Raw genomic sequence first — 20,904 nt, 5'->3', positions numbered from 1 at the left:
CCCGTCCGATCCACAGCCTGACCTGATCCACTGGTCCGGCCGGCACCAACCGAACCGCAGAAGGAGCATCATCATGGCCGAACGCCAAGCCACCATCGCCAGCCGCGTCGGGCTGCACGCCCGCCCCGCCAAGCTCTTCATCGAGACGGTCAAGCGCCAGCCGGTGCCCGTCACGATCGAGCTGGGCGACTCTGGCCCGCTCGACGCTTCGAGCATCCTCACGATCATGAGCCTCGGCGCCACCAACGGCGACGTCGTCACCCTCCGCGCTGAGGGCGAGGGTGCCGACGAGGCGCTCGCCGAGCTCGCCGGTCTCCTCGAGACGGACCTCGACGCCGAGTAGTCACCCCGCACCACGAAGCCCCGCCGCCCGAGTCATCTCGGACGGCGGGGTTTCCTCGTGGGCCCGTCGACAGGCTCAGGGAGCGTGGAACCGTTCCGGTCACTGAGCTTGTCGAAGTGCCCTCGGGGAACCGTTTCGTGTCGTGCGTGGTTGCTCGTGGACCCTTCGACAGGCTCAGGGAGCGGGCTTTCGCGGGTTCAGCGGTGCTCGGGCGGGCGGACGATGCCGCGCTGTCGAGCCGCGGCGATAGCGGCGCCGCGACCGTCCACCCCGAGTTTCGTGTCGATGTGCGCGAGGTGGGTCTTGACGGTCGTCTCGCTGATGAACAGCCGACGCGCCAGTTCGCGGTTGCCGAGACCGTCCGTGAGCAACTCCAGGATCTCGGCCTCGCGCGGAGTCAGGGCTTCCTGGCGATGTTGCAGGTGATGCATGAGCCGTGATGCCACCGGTGTGCTCAGCGCGCTCTGTCCCATCGCTGCCGTTCGCACCGCGCGGAAGATCTCCTCGGGCGACGACGTCTTGAGCACATACCCGACGGCTCCTGCGTCGACGGCCCGGACGATGTCGGCATCCGTGTCGTACGTGGTGAAGATCAGTACTTGCGGTGCCGGGCTGAGCGCGCGGAGACGCCTGGTCGTCTCGATCCCGCCGATCCCGTCGCCCATCGCGAGATCGACGACCACGAGGTCCGGCTGCACCTCGGCGACCAGTGGAACCGCGTTCTCGCCGGACGACGCCTCACCCACGATCTTGAGGTCGGGTTGGGTCTGCAGGATCAGGCGCAGACCCGCTCGCACCACGGCATGATCGTCGACCAGGACGAGCCTCAGCACGTCGACCCCGCATCGGTCGGGAGCTGGGCGACGATCACGGTGCCGTCACCGGGGGCACTCTCCACCGTGAACCGACCGCCGAGTTGCTCGATCCGCTGCCGCATCGCCCGCAGCCCGTAGCCGCCGGTGCTCGACGGTTCGGGGACCGCCGACGCATCGAATCCGACCCCGTCGTCGGCGATGTCGACGACGACCTGGTCGGCCAGACAGCTGAGGGTGACGTGGATCGCCGATGCGCCGGCATGGTGATCGGCGTTCTGCACGGCACTCTGACAGACGCGCAGGATCGCATGGGCGATCTCAGGCGGGTAGGGCCTCGGCTCGCCGTCGATGCGCAGCTGGGCGGCGGGGGTCTCCGCGACCAGATGTCCGAGCGCGGATGCGAGACTGATGCCGTCGAGCCGGGGTGAACCGAGGTCGTGGACCAGGTTCCGCGCCTCGCCGAGCGTCGAGCGGATCAGCTCGACCGCCTCGCGCAGACGGGCGCGGCTGGTGGCCGGAGACGTGTCGATCGTCTGCGCGGTGGCCTCCATGATGAGGAGCGAACTCGCGAGTCCCTGGGTCACGGAGTCGTGGAGTTCGCTCGACACCCGTGCTCGCTCCTGAGCGATCCCGGCTTGTCGCTCGGTCGCGGCGAGTCGCTCCTGGGCTTCCGTCAGTCGACGGATGAGCGCCGCCTGTGTCCGGTTGTCCGACTCGATCCGTGAGGTGACGACGCTCACGAGCGCAGCCACCACCGCTGTCCCCACCACGATCGTCCAGTCGAAGCCGCCGGTGAGGACGAGGAGCGAGCGCGCACAGACCGCGGCGAGACCGACGGCGATCCACGCGGTCGGGAAGGCGCGGCGTGCGAGGAAGTAGACCGAGAACGCCGTCCACCAGAAGCTCGGGGCGATGAGCACGAGCAGCGTCCACAGTGCGAGCAGGATCACGACGAGGATCCGGTGTCGGACGCCCGTCTTCCGCGTGGCGAGGAGGTAGGCGGCCGCGGTCGCGACGGTCAGCGCAGCGACGGTCCAGTTCACCGCCTCGACCCCGTGACTCATGACGTATCGCACGGCCGAGGTCACGAGCAGCGCGAAGAAGGTGAGGTTGAGCACGACGTCGAGGGGCGTCGCGCCGAGGGCTGCGGCTCGGCGGTACGGGCGGGAGTCCGGGGTCGATTGGACTGATGTTCGAGCGTCTGACATGGGACCTTTCCGGCGATCCCTCCATGCTAGGCGAGCCTTCGAGGGCCTGCCTCATCCGAAGGGATGAGGGCCGGTCCGCCGTCGGCCCGACCGGATCCGGGCGGCGCGGACGAGGTGGAGGCAGCACCGCCCGGACGAGAGTTGTCGGAGCGCATCATCCGATGCCGAAGCACGAACAACCCAGAGGAACACCATGAAATCGTCACGCACCGCACGCCTCGGCACCATCGTCGCCGGACTCGCCGTCCTTGGAACCTTGACCGCCTGCACCGGCCCCGCCTCGCCGACGACCGCGACCTCGGCGTCGCCGGTGGCCGAGGCCGCGGAATCCCGGACCGTCGAGCTTCCTCGGCTGTCCGCCGACGCAGCATTGGAAGCTGCGACCGCCGCGCTGGACTCGTGTCGAGCGAGCGGGGTCGGGTTCGTCACCGTCTCCGTCGTCGACCGCTTCGGTCAAGTGCAGGCCGTGGTCCGCGGTGACGGCGCTGCGGAGCACACCCTCTCGGCGTCGGCCGAGAAGGGATACACGGCGGCGGCGTTCGGAGCCAACACCTCCGAGCTGACGGAGCGCCTGCCGGAGGGCGGCGGGGCGACGCTTCGCGACCTCGAGGGGACGCTGTTCCTGGCAGGCGGGGTGCCGATCAAGGTCGGTACGGCGACGATCGCGGGTATCGGCGTCGGTGGGGCCCCGGACGGCATGGTCGACGAGGGTTGTGCGGCGGCGGGCGCTGCGGTCCTGGCGGAGGACGCGGCGAGCTGACGGTCGGCTCACCGGAACGCGAACGCCCGTTCGCCCACGTTTGGGCGAACGGGCGTTGCGTCGCCCGAAGATGGGCGAATGGAGGGCTAGCTGGCTGTGCGACGGCGACGCGCGAGCAGCACCGAGGCGAAGCCGACGAGGCCGAGGAGCAGCGCGACGAGCCCGACGCCCGATACGTCCACGCCCGTGCGCGACAGCGAGTCGGCGCCGGCGGCTGAACCACCCGAGGGCGAGCTCGTGCCGTCACCACCACCGACCGCGCCACCACTGGAGCCCGTGCCAGGACCGGTTCCGGGGTTCGTCCCCGGGCCGGTTCCGGGATCGGTCCCCGGGTCTACCGCGGCGGCGAGCACCGTCACCGGCGAGGACGTCGTCTCCACCGGCGCGAAGCCATCGGCCGAGACCGTGACCCGCACCGCGAGCGCGGCACCCGCACTGCCGGCGGGCGGCGTGAACGTCGCCGTGTCGGCACCGTCCACGACCTCGTCGTCGAGCAGCCAGGCGTAGACCACGGTGGCGTCCTCCGGGTCCACCACGACCGCCGCGGTCGTCGGCACGCCCTCGCGGGCCACGCTCGACAGCGTCGCGGTCGCGACCGCCGTCCGGGCGAAGGTGATCGTCGTCGACTGCGTGGTCACCCCGTCAGCCGCCGTCACCGTGATGACGACACCGTCGGTCGCGTCAGCCGCAGCGCGGGCGGTAGCCGCCGGTGCCGCTTCGAGCGGCTCGATCGTGACCGTCGCGTCGCGGTCGGCCGGGATGGCGTCGACCACCGGGTCGGCGGACCCTGCCAGCGGCACCTCGTACTCGAGGACGCCTGCATCGAAGCCCTCGACCGGCGTGCCGTTCACCCGCAGCGCGGCGAGGCTCGCCTCGGTCGCTACCGACGGTGCGAGCGCGTAGATCTCGACCTCCGAGACGACCAAATGGGTGTTCGCATACGCCGTCATGACGACACGAACGGCACTCGTCGTGACGCCACCGAGGTCGACGTCGACGATCGGAGCCGTCCCATCGGTCGGGACCGGCACGGCGACCGCCCCACCCGGAGCGTCGATCCAAGCGCCGTCGGCGTCCCGGAACTGGACGGTCAACGCACTCGGCCAGCTGTTCGTGCTCCCGTCCTTGTAGGCGTAGAACGTGACGTGCTCGATCGTGTGCTCACCGCCGAGCTCGTAGCTCAGCGTGTCGCTCGCCGGCTTGTTCGACGAGCGCCAGTTCGACCAGCCCTTGTCGTTCCGCTCACCGTTCTTCGTGTTGCTCGCCGGATAGCCGGACTCGGTGGACGTCGCACTCGCGACGGTCGTGGCGTCCGGCGCGATGTTCCGCTCACCTGGCGCCGTGACGATGATCGACAGGAGTGCGTCGATCGGTGCCGCGGCCGGGTCGTTCGACGCAGCCGCGCCGCGAACCTGCACCACACCGGTGTCGGCGAGGTCGGCGTCGTCGAGCGTGCTGAAGTCCCACGTGACGGCCGTGTCGAAGCGGTTGACACTCGCGCCGATCTGCGCCGGGACCGTGGTGGGTGCCGCTGCGATGACGGTGCTCGCCGGGGACCCTGCCGCGACCGTCAGGGAGACCGGCTCGGTGGTCGTGAAGCCGCCGATGTCGACGGTGGCCTGCGCGGTGAACGCCGCGCCCCACCCGTCGGTGCCGGAACCGTTCACGACGATCGTGCCCGGCGTGTTCCAGTCCACGGCGGAGGTGTCCCAGGTGACCGGCACCGGAGCGCCCTGGACCGCGCCGTACAGCGGCACCACGGTCGCGGGCAGCGCCGCCGGAACACCGGCGACGGTCTGGAGCGTGACCGGCTGCACCCCCGTGAGGGCGGTGTCGACGAAGCTCCAGGTCTGGTTCGCGCCGTTGTTCGACTGGTAGACGCCGACGGCGGCGCCCGTGGTGGTGGACTGCCCGCCGACCTCGAGGGCCTGGCTGGTGCCGACGTTCACGAGGCTCCATTCGGAGCCGTCGGTCGTCGTCGGGATCCACTGCAGCGAGGGGTCGGCCGCAGCCTGTTCCCGCGTCGCAACGACGAGCGAGGCGCCGGCGGAGTTCGCGGAGAGGAGTGCTCCGGACGAGCTGCGGACGGCGTAGCGGTCGGTGTTCGTGCCGCCGCCCGAGAGTCGCTCGGCGGTCCACACCTGTGCGGCACCGGCCGTGGCGTCGGAGGCACGCGGGGTGATCGTGCCGGCCGGGACGGTCCCGGTCGTGGCTGCGGCGGTGAACGCCTTCGAGCTCTGCTTGCCGACGAGCTGGTAGGCGTGCCCGTCCTGGAACGGTGCCGCATCGGCTGCGACACCGGTCGCGCCGTCGACGAGGAAGGTGGTGACCGACTTCGCCGGGATGGTGAGTGTCGTCTGCTTGGTCACCGGGTCGATCGACACGGCGTCGCCCCGCACGAGTGCGTTGGCGGTGACGTCGTCCGCGGGGGACTCCGTCGTCACGATCGGCGTGACCGTCGCGCCGGGAGCGATGTCCGCGAACTTCGACAGGTCGATCGTGATCGTCCGAGCCGAGGTCGACGGGTTGGCGTGCACGAGGGTCGCACCGGTGCCGTCGGCACGGAGCGCTGTGGTGGTCTGCGCGTCGGTGGAGGGGATGAGGTGGTCACCGGGCTGCACGTAGTGGGTGAAGTTGCGGAGCGTGTTGTACTTCGCGTTCGTCTTCACGGAGCAGCTCGGGTCGGCGTCACCGTCGGCGATGCGTCGCTCGGAGTCGCCCTCGGCGTTGCAGTCGAAGTCGATGAGGACGCTGCCCCAGTTGAGCTTCTCGACCTTCTCCATGTTGTAGAGGTCCTCGACGGGCTGCCAGAGCACCCACGCGGTCGGCTCCAGGTTGCGGAGGTCGTCGATGAGGTGCGTGGCCATACCGATGCCGTTGTCGATGTTCGTGAGGTTGTGCTTGCCGCTGGAGTCCCAGTTGCCCTCGACCTCGCTCATCCACAGCGGCTTGCCGGCGGTCTTCGCGATGTCTCGTGCAACGACGCTGCCGCCCTGGCCGTAGCTGTGGACGTTGAGCTGCGTGACGAGGTCCTTGGCGGTCTGCGACCAGCCGTTCCAGTTCGTCGCGAAGATGCCGGGGTTGGTCTCGTCCATGGCCGCGATGACGGCCTCGGTCGAGGTGCCCTCGGCGGCGAGGCGCTCGGCGAGGGCCTTGATGACGGTGTCCTGCATGGCCGGGCCGATGTGTGCACCCTCCTGGCGTCCGCCCTTCGGCCAACCGGTGGCCTCGTCGATCTGGGTGCCCCAGTAGTTCGTGTTCGGCTCGTTGAAGGGGTCGATGGTGTCGAAGTCGACACCGGTGTCGGCCTCGAGGTGGTCGACGACGGTGGTGAGGTAGGCGACGAAGTCGTCGACGCTCTCCGGCTTCAGCTGCTCGTCGGCGGCGTTGAAGTTGCCCGACGCGTAGCCGCTCTCGGTCATGAAGTACGGCGGGGAGTTGCTGAACGCCTCCCACTTGGTGATCTTGTCCTTGAGTGCCGTGAGCCACCAGCGCTGGGTCTCGTCGGCGTCGAAGTCGTAGGAGGCCGGGTCGTCGGCGTCCCAGGCGGCGGCGTATCGGTCGCGGTCGGCGTAGTCGGAGGTGATGGGGCCGTCGGCGTCGCTTGCTGCGAGGTCCGGGTTCCACCAGCCGTCGACCGCGCCCCCGGCCCGCAGGTATGGCGGGACGTCGGTCGCGTTGCCGCCACCGATGTTGTAGCGCGCGATGTTGAGGTTGAGGCCGTCCTCACCGAACACCTTGTCGAAGAGGTCCTGGCGGACGTCCTCGGGGTAGTCGCCCGTGGCGTTGGCGAACCAGACGAGGCTCGTTCCCCAGCCTTCGAACGCCTCGTTCTGGTAGGCCGGGTTGGGGGTGATGGTGAGGGGAGTGCTCTCCGCGGCGGCCGCAGGAGCGGCGTCCACGGTGGCGAGTGCTGGTGCGATCGCGGCGATGCCGAGGGCGACGGCGACGGTCGCTCCGATCGTTCGTCGGCGGACTGGTGACGGCAGTGTCATCGGTGGTTCCTTCGTTGGAGGCCGTGGTGCAGGGGATGTTCACGTGAACATTTAGCGGCGTCGAACCACCGTGTTCACGTCAACATTTCCGACGAGTATGGGCGACCCCTCGCTCGGGTGTCAAGCGATGGCCGGTCGCTGAACCCGTCGAAGTGCGGCACATCGTCGTTCCTCGGTGGCGCGGACGACGAACTGCCTCGCCTCAATGCGCGGGCGGGGGAGCCGTGCTCGCGCGGACGACGAGGGACGTCGGCGTGAGGGGCTCGGTGGAGAGCTGCGGGCCCTCCTCGATCTCGCGGAGGAGCGTGGTGATCGCCCGGCGTCCGATCTCGTCGAAGTCCTGGTGCACCGTCGTGAGTGGCGGCCAGAACGAGTCCGACTCCGGGGTGTCGTCGAAGCCGACGACGCTGATCGACTCCGGCACGGCACGGCCGCGCTCGTGCAGGGCGCGCAGGAGTCCGAGCGCCATCTGGTCGTTCGAGGCGAACACGGCCGTGATCTCCGGGCGCTCGGCGATCTCGAGGCCGATCTCGTACCCCGAGGTCGTCGACCAGTCGCCACGGAACGCGGGCGGCGGCGTGATGCCGGCCTCGCGCAGGGTGTCGGCCCAGCTCTGCTCGCGACGAGCCGCCGAGTACGAGGTGCGGGGTCCGGCGATGTGCCAGACGCCCTGGTGCCCGAGGTCGAGCAGGTGCTGGGTGGCGAGCGCCGCGCCCTGCGCCTGGTCGTTGTCGACGACCGGGTAGTCGGTGCGTGCCGCGGAGTCGATGACGACGACCGGGAGACCTGCGGGCAGTTCGACGTCGGCGCCGTCGACGATGTGCGACTCGATGACGATGATGAGTCCGTCGACGTCCTGCTCGCGGAGGCTGTCGAGGGCGACCGCGACATCGCGTTGCGTGGGGTACTCGACGGGGACGACCGTGACCGAGTAGCCGGCCCGTGCGGCCTGGACCGTGATCGCGTCGAGCGTGCGCATGTTGCCGTAGGAGGAGAGCGTGAACATCGTGATCCCGATGCTGCGGGTGCGACCCGACCGCAGCGCTCGCGCGGCCTTGTTCGGGCGGTAGCCGAGCTCGGTCATCGCCTCGAGCACGCGGTCGCGGGTGCCGTCGTCGACGTTGGTCAGGCCGTTCGCGACGCGGGAGACGGTCTGCGAGGAGACGCCGGCGTGCGCCGCGACGTCCGCCATCGACGGTGCTCGCCTGGCGCGGCCAGGCGCTCTCCGGGTGGTGTCCGTCATGGTCTCCCTATCGTCGCATCCATCCTTGCATGTTGACGTGAACATGCTATGGTACCGATCAGATGTTGACGTAAACATCCATCGTGATCCCTCCCCCGCACGGCTCCACCGCACGACGGTTCCGCCCGAATCCCAGCAAGGAAGCTGCCCATGACCACCACGACCGCTCGCACCGGCCGGCCACCAGCGGTCCGTGTCCACCGACGCGACCGCCGGGATTGGAAGGGCTGGGCGTTCATCGCCCCCTTCATGATCGTCTTCGCGCTGATGATCATCGCGCCGCTCGTCTACGCGCTCTACCTCAGCTTCTTCCAGGAGAAGCTCATCGGCGGCAACGCCTTCGTCGGTTTCGAGAACTACGCCCAGGTCCTCCAGGACCCGAAGTTCTGGGAGCCGTTCGGTCGCGTCGCACTGTTCTTCGTCGTGCAGGTGCCGATCATGCTCGCCCTGTCGCTCACCGCCGCGCTCGCGCTCGACAGCGCCAGGCTCCACGGCGCCGCCTTCTTCCGCATCGCACTCTTCCTGCCGTACGCCGTCCCGGGCGTCGTCGCGGCGCTCATCTGGGGCTTCATCTACGGCGACCAGTTCGGTCTCGCCGGCAGCTTCAACGACCTCGTCGGCGCGCAGATCCTCGAGCCGTTCAGCTCCCAGGCCGTCCTCGCCTCCATCGGCAACATCGTGACGTGGGAGTTCATGGGCTACAACATGCTCATCTTCTACGCCGCCCTCCGCGTCGTGCCCGGTGAGATCTACGAGGCGGCCGAGATCGACGGGGCCGGACAGTTCCGCACCGTCTTCAGCATCAAGATCCCCGCCCTCCGCGGAGCCCTCGTCATCGCGACGATCTTCTCCGTCATCGGCTCGTTCCAGCTCTTCAACGAGCCGAACCTGCTGAAGAACCTCGCGCCCAACGTGATCACGAGCAACTTCACCCCGAACATGTACGCCTACAACCTGTCCTTCGCCGGCCAGCAGTTCAACCTCGCGGCGACGGTCGCGATCATCATGGGCGTCATCACCGCCGTCATCGCCTACGTCGTGCAGGTGCGCGGCTCCCGACAGGAGAACAGCTGATGGCCACCGTCTCGAACCCGACCGTCCGTCCGCAGACCGTGTCGACCAGGACCGCCCGCAACCCGCGTGCCTTCGACCGGCCCACCCGGAAGCGCCACGACCCGCGCCGCAAGCGCTCGATCGTCCTCACGATCGTCATGGCCGTCTTCCTCATCTACTCGGTCGTCCCGATCTTGTGGCTCGTCATCAACGCGACGAAGTCCCAGCCCGACCTCTTCACCTCCTTCGGCCTCTGGTTCGGCGACGGCGGGTTCAACCTCTGGCAGAACATCGTCGACACCCTGACCTACCGCGACGGGCAGTTCGTCGGCTGGTTCGGCAACACACTGCTCTACGTGGTGGTCGGTGCCGGTGGGGCGACGCTCCTCGCGACGATCGGCGGGTACGGCCTCGCGAAGTTCCGGTTCCCCGGCAAGCGCGCCGTCTTCGCGATCATCCTCGGCTCCATCGCGGTGCCGGGCACGGCGCTCGCCGTCCCGACCTTCCTGATGTTCAGCCAGCTCGGCCTCACGAACACGCCGTGGGCCGTCATCCTGCCCTCGCTCGTCAGCCCGTTCGGCCTGTACCTCATCTGGACGTACGCGGTGGACGCGGTCCCGACCGAACTGCTCGAGGCCGCCCGCATGGACGGCGCGGGGGAGTTCCGCACCTTCTTCACGATCTCGCTTCGACTCCTCGGCCCCGGCATCGTCACGGTGCTCCTCTTCGCGATCGTCGCGACCTGGAACAACTACTTCCTGCCGCTCATCATGCTGTCGGAGCCCACCTGGTATCCGCTCACCGTCGGCCTCAGCCAGTGGAGCGCCCAGGCCACCGGTGTCGCCGCGCAACCGATCTTCAACCTCGTGATCACCGGATCGCTCCTGACCATCGTCCCGATCGTCATCGCGTTCCTCTTCCTGCAGCGCTTCTGGCAGTCCGGCCTGAGCGCCGGCAGCGTCAAGGGCTGATCCCCGCCGTTCCCAACCCGCACCACCGCATCACCAACCGGTCCCTGAACTTGTCGAAGGGCACCACCTCCGCCCGTCGACAGGCTCAGGGACCGGGGCATCACCTCCTCCTCCCAACGCAGTGAAAGGAAACACCCATGAAGCGCATCTCACCGTCTCGCACGGTTCTGCGCCGCGCGGCCACGGCGGCCGTCGCGTCCGCGATGATCGGAGCCTCGCTCGTCGCCTGCTCGTCCGGCGGCGGCAGCACCGCCTCCGGCGACGCCAAGGACATCGAGTCCGCCCTCGAAGCCGGTGGCGAGATCACCTACTGGTCCTGGACGCCCTCCGCCGAGGCGCAGGTCGCCGCGTTCGAGAAGGCCTACCCCAAGGTCAAGGTCAACCTCGTCAACGCCGGGACCAACACCACCGAGTACACGAAGCTGCAGAACGCGATCAAGGCCGGTAAGGGTGCCCCCGACGTCGCGCAGGTCGAGTACTACGCCATCCCGCAGTTCGCGCTCAGCGACTCCCTCGTCGACCTCAACGCCTACGGCTTCGGCGACCTGAAGGACGACTACAGCCCCGGCCCGTGGAGCTCCGTCAACATCGGCGACGGCCTCTACGCCCTCCCGCAAGACTCCGGCCCCATGGCCATGTTCTACAACAAGACGGTGTTCGACCAGTACGGCATCGCCGTGCCGACCACCTGGGACGAGTACATCGCGGCAGCCGCACAGCTGCACGCGGCCGACCCGTCGAAGTACATCACCAACGACTCCGGTGACTCCGGCTTCGCGACCAGCATGATCTGGCAGGCCGGTGGACGTCCGTTCACCGCCGACGGCACCAAGGTGAGCGTCAACCTCGCCGACGAGGGCTCCAAGAAGTGGGCCGACACCTGGAACCAGCTCGTCGAGGGCGACCTGCTCTCCGACGTGCCCGGGTGGAGCGACGACTGGTACAAGTCGCTCGGCAACGGCAGCATCGCGACGCTCATCACGGGCGCCTGGATGCCCGGTGTGCTCGAGTCGTCCGTCGCCGAGGCCTCCGGCCAGTGGCGCGTCGCCCCGATCCCGACCTACGACGGCAAGCCCGCGAACGCCGAGAACGGCGGCGGTGGCCAGGTCGTGCTGAAGCAGAGCAAGAACCCGGCGCTCGCCGCGGGCTTCCTCAAGTGGCTGAACAACGACGAGGACAGCGTCAAGGTCTTCCTCGACAACGGTGGCTTCCCGGCGACGACCGCCGACCTGAACTCCGACGCGTTCCTCTCCGCGGCTCCCGAGTACTTCGGCGGCCAGAAGATCAACGAGGTCCTCGTGCAGGGCGCGAAGGACGTGTCGACCGGTTGGCAGTACCTGCCGTACCAGGTCTACGCGAACAGCATCTTCGCCGACACCGTCGGACAGTCCTACGCGAACAAGGCCGACCTGAACGACGGTCTCGCCGACTGGCAGAAGCAGCTCGTCGAGTACGGCAACACGCAGGGCTTCACGGTCACCGAGAAGTAGCCGAACGGCACCTGTAGCACCAGCACCATCGACCGCGGCCGGTCGGAGGGTCCTCCGGGATCCGCTCCGGCCGGCCGTGGTCGCTCCATCCGCACCCCTTCATCACGGAGCCCCAGCATGCCCACCTTCTCCATCGGCGACGACGACTTCCTGCTCGACGGTCAGCCGTTCCGGATCCTCTCCGGAGCCCTCCACTACTTCCGGGTGCACCCCGAGCAGTGGGCGGACCGCATCGCGAAGGCGAAGCTCATGGGGCTCAACACCATCGAGACCTACGTCGCGTGGAACCAGCACAGCCCCGAGCGCGGCGTGTTCGACACCACGGGCGTGAACGACCTCGAACGCTTCCTCGGCCTCGTCGCCGACGCCGGTATGTACGCGATCGTGCGTCCCGGCCCCTACATCTGCGCCGAGTGGGACAACGGCGGCCTCCCCGGCTGGCTGCTGCACGACCCCGAGCTCGGCCTCCGTCGCAGCGAGCCCCGCTACCTGGCCGCCGTCCGCGAGTACTTCGAGGCGCTGCTGCCGATCATCGCGCCGCTGCAGATCGACCGCGGCGGTCCCGTCATCCTCGTGCAGGTCGAGAACGAGTACGGCGCCTACGGCGACGACCACGACTACCTCCGGACGCTGACCGACTGGACCCGCGAGCTCGGCATCACGGTGCCGCTGACGACCGTCGACCAGCCCACGCCCCAGATGCTCGAGGACGGGAGCATCCCCGAACTCCACAAGACCGCCTCCTTCGGCAGCCGCTCGCTCGAACGCCTCGCGACCCTGCGCGAGCACCAGCCGACCGGGCCGCTCATGTGCTCCGAGTTCTGGGACGGTTGGTTCGACCACTGGGGCGAGCACCACCACACGACGCCCGTCGCGGAGACGGCGGCGGACCTCGACGCGCTCCTCGCGGCCGGCGCGTCGGTGAACATCTACATGTTCCACGGCGGCACGAATTTCGGGTTCACCGGTGGCGCGAACGACAAGGGGCAGTACCGCTCGCACGTCACCTCTTACGACTACGACGCGCCACTCGACGAGGCAGGCCACCCGACGGAGAAGTTCTTCGCCTTCCGCGACGTGATCGCGAAGTACGCCGAGGTGCCGACCGAGATCCCGCCCGCTGCGTCGGACGCCCCGGCGTTCACCGCGTCCTTCGAGCAGGAGGTCCCGTTCGCGGACGTGGCCGACGAGATCGCACCGCTCCAGGCGTTCGACCGGATCCCCACGATGGACGAACTCGGGGCGTTCAGCGGTCTGGCGCGATACCGGGCGTCGCTCGGTGGACGCGGCGGGGTGCTCCGGTTCGCCGAGGTGCGCGACCGCGTGGTCGTCTCCGTCGACGGCGTGCCGGTCGGTGCACTCACCCGCGAGTTCAAGGAGCGGTCCATCGTCATCCCGGCGGGTGAGACGCTCGAACTCCTGCTCGAGAACCAGGGCCGCGTCAACTACGGCAAACGCCTGGGAGAGCCGAAGGGGATCATCGGGCCCGTGTCGCTCGACGGCGTGGAACTCACGTCGTGGGGCATCGCCCCCGTGGCCCTCGACCGCCTCGACGCAATGGTGGACGCTGCAGCCACGCGCACGGCTGACGCCACGATCAGCGGTGCCGGGCCGGTCCTGCTCACCGCCACCGTCACGCTCGACGCGCCCACCGACCTGTTCCTCGACACCGCGGCCTGGGGCAAGGGGCTCGTCTGGGTGAACGGCTTCCTGCTCGGCCGCTACTGGTCGCGGGGGCCGCAGCACACGCTCTACGTCCCCGGCGGCCAGCTCCGTGCTGGGGAGAACCGCTTCACGGTGTTCGAGTTCCATGCGCTCACGACGCCGACGCTCTCTTTCCTCGCCCGCCCTTCGCTCGGCCCGACCGAGTTCTAGCCGCCCACGATCCGGTCGGCGTCGCCCGCACAGACGCGGCGCCGACCGCACCACCCGGTCCCTGACCCCTGACCCCTGTCCCGGTCCCTGACTCCAACCTCGGTCCCTGACTCCAACCCCGGTCCCTGAGCTTGTCGAAGGGCACCAGGATGGCCCGTTCCCCGCGTCGCGCCAGGCTCGAGCCCTGGTCCCGATCGAGGAGTCCGATCCCCGACTCCGATGTCGGGGGCGACGGCTACCATTGGTGGGTGGTCACAGCTCTGTATCGCCGGTATCGGCCCGAGACGTTCGCCGACTTGATCGGTCAGGCGCAGGTGACCGATCCCCTCATGACGGCCCTGCGCACCAACCGCGTCAACCACGCGTACCTGTTCAGCGGTCCACGTGGTTGCGGCAAGACGACGTCCGCGCGCATCCTCGCCCGCTGCCTCAACTGCGCCGAGGGGCCGACCGACACCCCGTGCGGTGTCTGCGCGAGCTGCGTCGACCTCTCCCGCGACGGCTCCGGCTCGCTCGACGTCGTCGAGATCGACGCGGCCAGCCACAACGGTGTCGACGACGCCCGCGACCTCCGCGAGCGCGCGATCTTCGCACCCGCACGCGACCGCTACAAGATCTTCATCCTCGACGAGGCGCACATGGTCACCCCGCAGGGGTTCAACGCCCTGCTGAAGATCGTCGAGGAGCCGCCGGAGCACGTGAAGTTCATCTTCGCGACGACCGAGCCCGACAAGGTGATCGGCACGATCCGCTCCCGCACCCACCACTACCCCTTCCGGCTCATCCCGCCGGCGCAGATGCTCGACTACGTCCAGCAGCTGTGTGAGAGCGAGCACGTGGGTGTCGAGGCCGGGGTGCTGCCGCTCGTCGTCCGGGCCGGTGGCGGTTCCGCCCGCGACACGCTGTCCCTGCTCGACCAGCTGATGGCCGGGTCCGAGGGTGACTCCGTCGACTATGAACGCGCGGTCGCCCTGCTCGGCTACACCCACACGGCCCTGCTCGACGAGGTTGTCGACGCCCTGGCCGCCCGCGACTCCGGTGCCGCCTTCAGCACCGTCGACCGCGTCATCCAGACCGGCCAAGACCCACGCCGCTTCGTCGACGACCTGCTCGAGCGACTCCGCGACCTCATCGTCGTGGCCGCCACGGGCGAGAACGCGGCGGCGGTCCTCCGCGGGCTCCCGCAGGACGAGCTCGACAAGATGCTCGCCCAGGCGCGGGCGTTCGGCATCGCCGAGCTGTCCCGCACGGCCGACGTCGTGAACGAGGCGCTCACCCAGATGACGGGCGCGACGTCGCCCAGGCTTCACCTCGAGCTCATGATGGCGCGGATCCTGGTGCCCGCAGCCGACGACTCCGCTCGTGGTGCATTGGCCCGGGTGGAGCGGCTCGAGCGTCGCATCGGTGTCGACGGTGCTGCCGCCGAGGGCGGTCAGGCCGCGGTCTCGGCGCAGCCCGTGGTCGCCGACCGCGCTCCGGCCCCTGCCGGCGCGGCCCCCGCGAGCACGGCGGCGAGCTCCGCCCCGGCTCCCGCCCCGGCCGCCGCCTCGACAGCATCCGCGGCCGCCGACCGTCGACCGGCGCAGGAGCCCGACCACGCGCAGACCGCCGCACCGACCCCCGCAGCCCCTCGCGTCGGCCCGGTCACCCTGCAGCACATCCGCGACGCCTGGCCCGAGATCGTGGCGCAGGTCGAGAAGGCCGACCGCAAGGCGTGGATGATCGTCGTCAACACCCAGGTCGGCGGGTACTCGGACGACGACGTCCTCACGCTCGTGTTCGCGAACAACGGCGACCTCAACGACTTCAAGGCACGTCATGCGCCCGGCACCGGTGTCGCGGAGGTCCTGCGCACGGCGGTCCTCGACGTCCTCGGCGTGCGGGTGAAGTACCTCGCCAAGGTCGCCGGTGCCGACGAGCCGCCGGCACCGCGGGCCACTGCGCCCGCCGTCGGCGCTCCGTCGTCGGAGTCGTCCGCCTGGTCGACCCCGAGCCTGCCGCAGACCGTCCCCGCCCCCGCTGCCCCGTCGTCGTCCGACGGCAGCGGCGGGTCGGGAGCCCGCTCGTCGTGGCCCACCGTCGCACCAGCCGGTGGCGAACCCGTGTCCGCTGCGCCGGTCGACGCCGAGCCGTCAGCTGTTGCGCCATCGGCACCCGCCTCGTCGGTCGCCGCGCCGGCCGAGGAGAAGACCGCCGTCTCCGCCTCCTCGTGGGCGACGGTCGCGCCGCCGCCGGCCGACGAGCCCGAGCCGTCCTCGGTCCCAGAGCCTGTCGAAGGGCATCCCCCGGTCCCAGAGTCTGTCGAAGGGCCCGAGCCCGCCTCGTCGACGCAGCCGTCTCCGGTCCCTGAGCCTGTCGAAGGGCAGCCCGGGCGACCCGCCGGATCCGGAGCCCCCGGGACGCCGGCCGGCTCACCCGCGCAGCGGCAGCCGTCGGCCCCGCCGCGCCAGCAGGCACCCGCCCGAGGCCCGTCCAACGGCGACGCGCTCGGCTCTCGCACCGTCACGTGGGACGTCGTCTCGATCCCGTCCGACGACGACGCACCGCCGCCCGACGACGAGCCGCCCTACCCCGACCCGTTCGAGTCGTCGGCCCCCGCTCCGGCCCCGTCGGCCGGCGCGCCGTCCGCAGCGCCCGCCGGCTCCCCGCAGGTCACACCGCCTGCGGCGCCGGTCGCCGAGCAGCGCCCGCAGCCCCCGGTCCGGATGCGCCAGGCGCCCCCGGTGCCGACGTCCCACCCCGCGGGTGACAACCGGTACGGCGAGAGTGTCGTCCGCGAGCTCCTCGGCGCCACATTCATCGAGGAGCAGCCGCACGAGCCGCGCTCCGGAGGGCGGTAGGACATGTACGAGGGAATCGTCCAAGATCTGATCGACGAGTTCGGGCGGCTGCCCGGCATCGGTCCGAAGTCGGCGCAGCGCATCGCGTTCCACATCCTCCAGACGGAGTCGTTCGACGTGTCGAAGCTCGCCGAGCTGCTCACCGTCGTCCGCGAGAAGGTCAAGTTCTGCGAGATCTGCGGCAACATCTCCGAGCAGAACCTCTGCAGCGTGTGCCGCGACCCGCGCCGTAACCCGGCCCTGATCTGCGTCGTCGAGGAGCCGAAGGACGTCGTCGCCATCGAGCGCACGCGTGAGTTCCGCGGCTTCTACCACGTGCTCGGCGGCGCCATCAGCCCGATCGACGGCGTCGGACCCGACGACCTGAACATCCGTCGTCTCATGCAGCGCCTCGCCGACGGCACCGTCACCGAGGTCATCATCGCGACCGACCCGAACCTCGAGGGGGAGGCGACCGCCACCTACCTCAGCCGGCTGCTCCTCCCGATGGGGATCCGCATCACGCGCCTCGCTTCCGGCCTTCCCGTCGGCGGCGACCTCGAGTACGCCGACGAGGTCACCCTCGGTCGTGCCTTCGAGGGTCGCACCGTCGTCAGCGGCTGACCCCCCGCCTCCTCGCCCGCCCCTCCACCCCTTTTGCCATCGGCCCTTTCTCAGGAGTCGTCGGGTGTGTCGGGGCTGGTGGGTTCCGCCGCGCCGACGGACTCCTGAGTTGGGGCAGCCGGGCCGGCGTCAGGCTCGGGTCGGTTTGCCGAGCGACGCGTCTGCTTCCGGTTGTTCCCTTTCTCAGGAGTCGTCCGGTGTGTCGGAGCTGGTGGGTTGCGCCGTGCCGAGGGACTCCTGAGTCAGGGCAGCCGGGCGCGCCTCAGGCGTCGGCGGAGGGCGCCGGCCACTCAGCGACCACCGGCCGGGCCGACAACTGTCGTCCGATCGCGGAGAAGCCGAGCTTGCGGGCGACGGCGCGTGAGCCGGGGTTCGTGTCGGCGGCCCGCCACTGGGGGAGGAGTCCGGCTGCGAGGGCGTGCTCGACCGCGGTCGAGGCGAGCCGAGTCGCGAGACCGGTCCCGCGAGCCTCCGGTGCGGTCAACGCCGTGACGTGCGCGACGCCCAAGGGCCACGACCGGTAGCCGGCGACGGCGAGGACCCGACCGTGCTCGCGCACCGAGAACAGCGGAGACGTGATGCCGAAGATCCCGCTCTCCGAGGCCTCGTCATCGCCGACCTTCGACAGCAGCGACTCGATGGCGGGGTCACTCGCCTTGCTCGCCACCACGTCGATCTCCTCGGCCGGTCGGAACCGCCCGGGCAGCAGGTAGTCGAGCGTCGCCGGCCCGAGGACCTCGGCGACCTGCACGCGCGAGCGGAGGAACTCGACCGTCCCGACGCTCCTCGGCGATTCGTCCTCGATGGCGAGTCGCCTGGCGGTGTCCTCGTCGGGCACGATCGCGAGGGCGCTGCCGTCGATCTCGACGACGCCGATCCATCCGGGCGGGCACGCCATCGAGCCGGCGTTCACGACGACGGCGACGCGGCCGGCGGAGAACCGCGCGGTCGGCGAGGCGAGCCCCTGCCAGAGGCGTCGCACCGTCGCGAGCACCCGCGCGTCTTCCTGCTGCATAGGCCAACCCTACCGAGGCACATCCGCCTCCCCGCCGCAGGAGATCGGCCCGACAGCAGGACCCGACGGGCCGGAGCGTCCTGCTGCGAGGCGGATCTCCTGCCCTTGAGCGGGTGAGGGTGCCCTTCGTCACATGAACGGCGCGGAATGCCCGGATGGGTAGGATGATCGCTGGGCCGCTCGTGCCCGCACCGACTTCCCCAGGAGATCCGATGGCATTGATCGTGCAGAAGTTCGGCGGGTCCTCCGTCGCGGACGCCGAGAGCATCAAGCGCGTGGCGAAGCGCATCGTGGAGACCCGCAAAGCGGGCAACGAGGTCGTCGTCGCCGTCTCGGCGATGGGCGACACGACCGACGAACTGCTCGACCTCGCCCACGAAGTGACGCCCATCCCGGCGCCCCGCGAGCTCGACATGCTGCTGTCCAGCGGCGAGCGCATCTCGATGGCACTCCTCGCCATGGCGATCAGCAGCATGGGCTACGTCGCACGCTCCTTCACCGGCAGCCAGGCCGGCATGATCACCGACGCCCAGCACGGTGCAGCGCGCATCGTCGACGTCACCCCAGTGCGCCTGCGCGAGGCCCTCGACGACGGCGCCATCGTCATCGTCGCCGGTTTCCAGGGCTTCAACCGTGACACCCGCGACATCACCACGCTCGGTCGTGGCGGCTCCGACACCACGGCCGTCGCGCTCGCCGCCGCCCTCGACGCCGACGTCTGCGAGATCTACACCGACGTCGACGGCATCTTCACCTCCGACCCCCGCGTCGTCCCGAAAGCCCGGAAGATCGACCGCATCTCCAGCGAGGAGATGCTGGAGCTCGCGGCCTCGGGCGCCAAGGTCCTTTACATCCGCGCCGTCGAGTACGCACGCCGCCACGGCGTGACGCTCCACGTCCGGTCGTCCTTCAACAACAACGAAGGCACGCTCGTCCTCAACGACGCGGGCCGCAACAACCCAGGAGCAGGTGAGGCACCCATGGAGCAGCCCATCGTCGCCGGAGTCGCGACAGACCTCAGCGAAGCCAAGATCACCGTCGTCGGCGTCCCCGACCTGCCGGGCAAGGCGGCGGAGATCTTCACCATCGTCGCGAAGTCGGGCGGCAACGTCGACATGATCGTCCAGAACGTGTCGACCGCCGTCTCCGGCGTCACCGACATCTCGTTCACCCTGCCGAAGCCCGAGGCGCAGCAGGTCCTCCGCGCGCTCGCAGCCGAGCAGGAGCGGGTGGGCTTCTCGGCCATCCAGCACGACGACCAGATCGGCAAGCTCGCCCTCGTCGGTGCCGGCATGCGCACGAACACCGGCGTCTCGGCGAAGCTCTTCGAGGCGCTCAGCGCAGCGGGCATCAACATCGAGATGATCTCCACCAGCGAGATCCGCATCTCGGTCGTGACGCGTGCCGACACCCTCAACAAGGCCGCGAACGTGGTCCACTCCGCGTTCGGTCTCGACGGCGAGGACGAAGCCGTCGTCCACGGTGGCACCGGCCGCTGAGCCGGCTCGTCCACAGGTTCCGGAACCGCCCTTCGACAGGCTCAGGGGCCGGAGCCTGGCCGATCCTGATGCAAGATGGTTCACAACAACCCCCTGAAACCAGAGGAATCCCCATGAGCAACGGTGTACGTGTCGGTGTCGTCGGAGCGACCGGTCAGGTCGGCAAGGTCATGCGCCGCCTGCTGGAGGACCGCGAGTTCCCGATCAGCGAGATCCGCTTCTTCGCGACGGCTCGTTCGGCGGGCACGACGCTCCCGTTCCGTGGCCAGGACATCGTGGTCGAGGACGTCGAGACGGCCGACCCGAGCGGCATCGACATCGCCCTGTTCTCGGCTGGCGCGACCGGCTCCCGCACGCAGGCTCCGCGGTTCGCCGCCGCCGGTGCGCTCGTCATCGACAACTCGAGCGCGTGGCGGATGGACCCCGAGGTCCCGCTCGTCGTCAGCGAGGTGAACCCGCACGCCATCAAGGACGCGGTGAAGGGCATCGTCGCGAACCCCAACTGCACGACCATGGCGGCCATGCCGGTCCTCAAGGTCCTCGACGCCGAGGCCGGCCTCACCCGCCTCATCGTCAACACCTACCAGGCCGTCTCCGGTTCCGGGCTCGCCGGTGCAGCTGAACTCGCCGGCCAGATCGAGGCCGCGGTCGCCCAGGGCGACCTCACCCGACTCGTCCACGACGGTTCGGCGATCGACTTCCCGGCTCCCGAGAAGTACGTCGCCCCGATCGCCTTCGACGTCATCCCGCTCGCCGGTTCGATCGTCGACGACGGCCTGGGCGAGACCGACGAGGAGAAGAAGCTCCGTAACGAGAGCCGGAAGATCCTCGAGCTCCCCGAGCTGCTGGTGTCGGGCACCTGCGTGCGCGTGCCCGTGTTCACCGGCCACTCGCTCGCCATCAACGCCGAGTTCTCGCGCGACCTGTCGCCGGAACGTGCGATCGAGCTGCTCCGTGACGCTCCGGGCGTCCAGCTGTCGGACGTTCCGACGCCGCTCGAGGCCGCCGGTGCGGACCCGTCGTTCGTGGGGCGCATCCGTCCCGACCAGAGCGCGCCGGCCGGCAAGGGCCTCGCGCTGTTCATCTCGAACGACAACCTGCGCAAGGGTGCGGCCCTCAACGCGGTGCAGATCGCCGAGATCGTCGCCGCCGAGCTGCTCGCACAGCCCGCAACGGTCTGACCGGCCCTCCCTC

At 69.7% G+C, this 20,904-nt stretch carries 15 protein-coding genes; 10 read left to right on the top strand and 5 right to left on the bottom strand.

The window, feature by feature from the left end; all coding sequences use genetic code 11:
* The first annotated feature begins 73 nt into the window (after window positions 1–73).
* Window positions 74–343, top strand: coding sequence for an HPr family phosphocarrier protein (locus AC4PMY_RS11455; RefSeq protein ID WP_056014456.1), 270 nt, complete (start codon window positions 74–76; stop codon window positions 341–343).
* 197 nt (window positions 344–540) lie between these two features.
* On the opposite strand, the gene AC4PMY_RS11450 is transcribed toward AC4PMY_RS11455, so the two are convergent.
* Window positions 541–1,176, bottom strand: coding sequence for a response regulator (locus AC4PMY_RS11450; RefSeq protein WP_491622761.1), 636 nt, complete (start codon window positions 1,174–1,176; stop codon window positions 541–543).
* Window positions 1,170–2,366, bottom strand: coding sequence for a sensor histidine kinase (locus tag AC4PMY_RS11445; RefSeq protein ID WP_491622760.1), 1,197 nt, complete (start codon window positions 2,364–2,366; stop codon window positions 1,170–1,172). Before AC4PMY_RS11445 ends, AC4PMY_RS11450 begins: the two co-directional genes overlap by 7 nt.
* Window positions 2,367–2,559: 193 nt before the next feature.
* Between AC4PMY_RS11445 and AC4PMY_RS11440 the strand changes: the two genes are divergently transcribed.
* The gene (locus AC4PMY_RS11440; protein WP_079003139.1) at window positions 2,560–3,126 is read left to right on the top strand and encodes a heme-binding protein; all 567 of its coding nucleotides are present in this window, start codon (window positions 2,560–2,562) and stop codon (window positions 3,124–3,126) included.
* A gap of 86 nt (window positions 3,127–3,212) precedes the next feature.
* Here the strand turns inward: AC4PMY_RS11440 and AC4PMY_RS11435 are convergent, their stop codons facing one another.
* Both AC4PMY_RS11435 and AC4PMY_RS11430 read right to left on the bottom strand, forming a co-directional pair.
* Window positions 3,213–7,121 carry a glycoside hydrolase gene (locus AC4PMY_RS11435; RefSeq protein WP_491622759.1) on the bottom strand — a complete coding sequence of 1,303 codons (3,909 nt, stop codon included), beginning with the start codon at window positions 7,119–7,121 and terminating at the stop codon, window positions 3,213–3,215.
* A 202-nt stretch (window positions 7,122–7,323) separates the two neighbouring features.
* Entirely contained in the window at window positions 7,324–8,364 is a 1,041-nt protein-coding gene (locus AC4PMY_RS11430; RefSeq protein WP_064296049.1) for a LacI family DNA-binding transcriptional regulator, read from the bottom strand.
* Window positions 8,365–8,514: 150 nt separating this feature from the next.
* Here AC4PMY_RS11430 and AC4PMY_RS11425 point away from each other — a divergent pair, with 150 nt between their 5' ends.
* The 6 genes from AC4PMY_RS11425 (at window position 8,515) to recR (ending at window position 17,196) form a co-directional block, all read left to right on the top strand.
* Window positions 8,515–9,438: a carbohydrate ABC transporter permease gene (locus AC4PMY_RS11425; RefSeq protein ID WP_064296050.1), complete on the top strand. Its 924-nt coding sequence runs from the start codon at window positions 8,515–8,517 to the stop codon at window positions 9,436–9,438.
* On the top strand, window positions 9,438–10,388 hold the full coding sequence (locus tag AC4PMY_RS11420) for a carbohydrate ABC transporter permease (RefSeq protein WP_064296051.1): 951 nt from the start codon (window positions 9,438–9,440) through the stop codon (window positions 10,386–10,388). Before AC4PMY_RS11425 ends, AC4PMY_RS11420 begins: the two co-directional genes overlap by 1 nt.
* A gap of 137 nt (window positions 10,389–10,525) precedes the next feature.
* Complete coding sequence (locus AC4PMY_RS11415; protein ID WP_064296052.1) at window positions 10,526–11,878, top strand: ABC transporter substrate-binding protein; 1,353 nt, start codon at window positions 10,526–10,528, stop codon at window positions 11,876–11,878.
* Between the two features lie 117 nt (window positions 11,879–11,995).
* Window positions 11,996–13,753, top strand: coding sequence for a glycoside hydrolase family 35 protein (locus AC4PMY_RS11410; RefSeq protein ID WP_491622758.1), 1,758 nt, complete (start codon window positions 11,996–11,998; stop codon window positions 13,751–13,753).
* A gap of 248 nt (window positions 13,754–14,001) precedes the next feature.
* Window positions 14,002–16,593, top strand: a complete 2,592-nt coding sequence (locus AC4PMY_RS11405) for a DNA polymerase III subunit gamma and tau (protein WP_491622757.1) — start codon at window positions 14,002–14,004, stop codon at window positions 16,591–16,593.
* 3 nt (window positions 16,594–16,596) lie between these two features.
* Window positions 16,597–17,196, top strand: a complete 600-nt coding sequence (gene recR / locus AC4PMY_RS11400; protein WP_056014479.1) for a recombination mediator RecR — start codon at window positions 16,597–16,599, stop codon at window positions 17,194–17,196.
* 262 nt (window positions 17,197–17,458) lie between these two features.
* Here recR and AC4PMY_RS11395 read toward each other — a convergent pair whose 3' ends face one another.
* The gene (locus tag AC4PMY_RS11395) at window positions 17,459–18,211 is read right to left on the bottom strand and encodes a GNAT family N-acetyltransferase (protein ID WP_064296091.1); all 753 of its coding nucleotides are present in this window, start codon (window positions 18,209–18,211) and stop codon (window positions 17,459–17,461) included.
* 212 nt (window positions 18,212–18,423) lie between these two features.
* On the opposite strand from AC4PMY_RS11395, the gene AC4PMY_RS11390 reads away from it, so the two are divergent.
* Window positions 18,424–19,710, top strand: a complete 1,287-nt coding sequence (locus tag AC4PMY_RS11390; protein WP_064296092.1) for an aspartate kinase — start codon at window positions 18,424–18,426, stop codon at window positions 19,708–19,710.
* Window positions 19,711–19,823: 113 nt separating this feature from the next.
* Window positions 19,824–20,891 carry an aspartate-semialdehyde dehydrogenase gene (locus AC4PMY_RS11385; protein WP_071259000.1) on the top strand — a complete coding sequence of 356 codons (1,068 nt, stop codon included), beginning with the start codon at window positions 19,824–19,826 and terminating at the stop codon, window positions 20,889–20,891.
* Window positions 20,892–20,904: the final 13 nt, after the last annotated feature.

The organism is Plantibacter sp. MDV22-iso1 (genome assembly GCF_058408345.1).
This window is presented reverse-complemented; position numbering and strand designations above follow the sequence as displayed.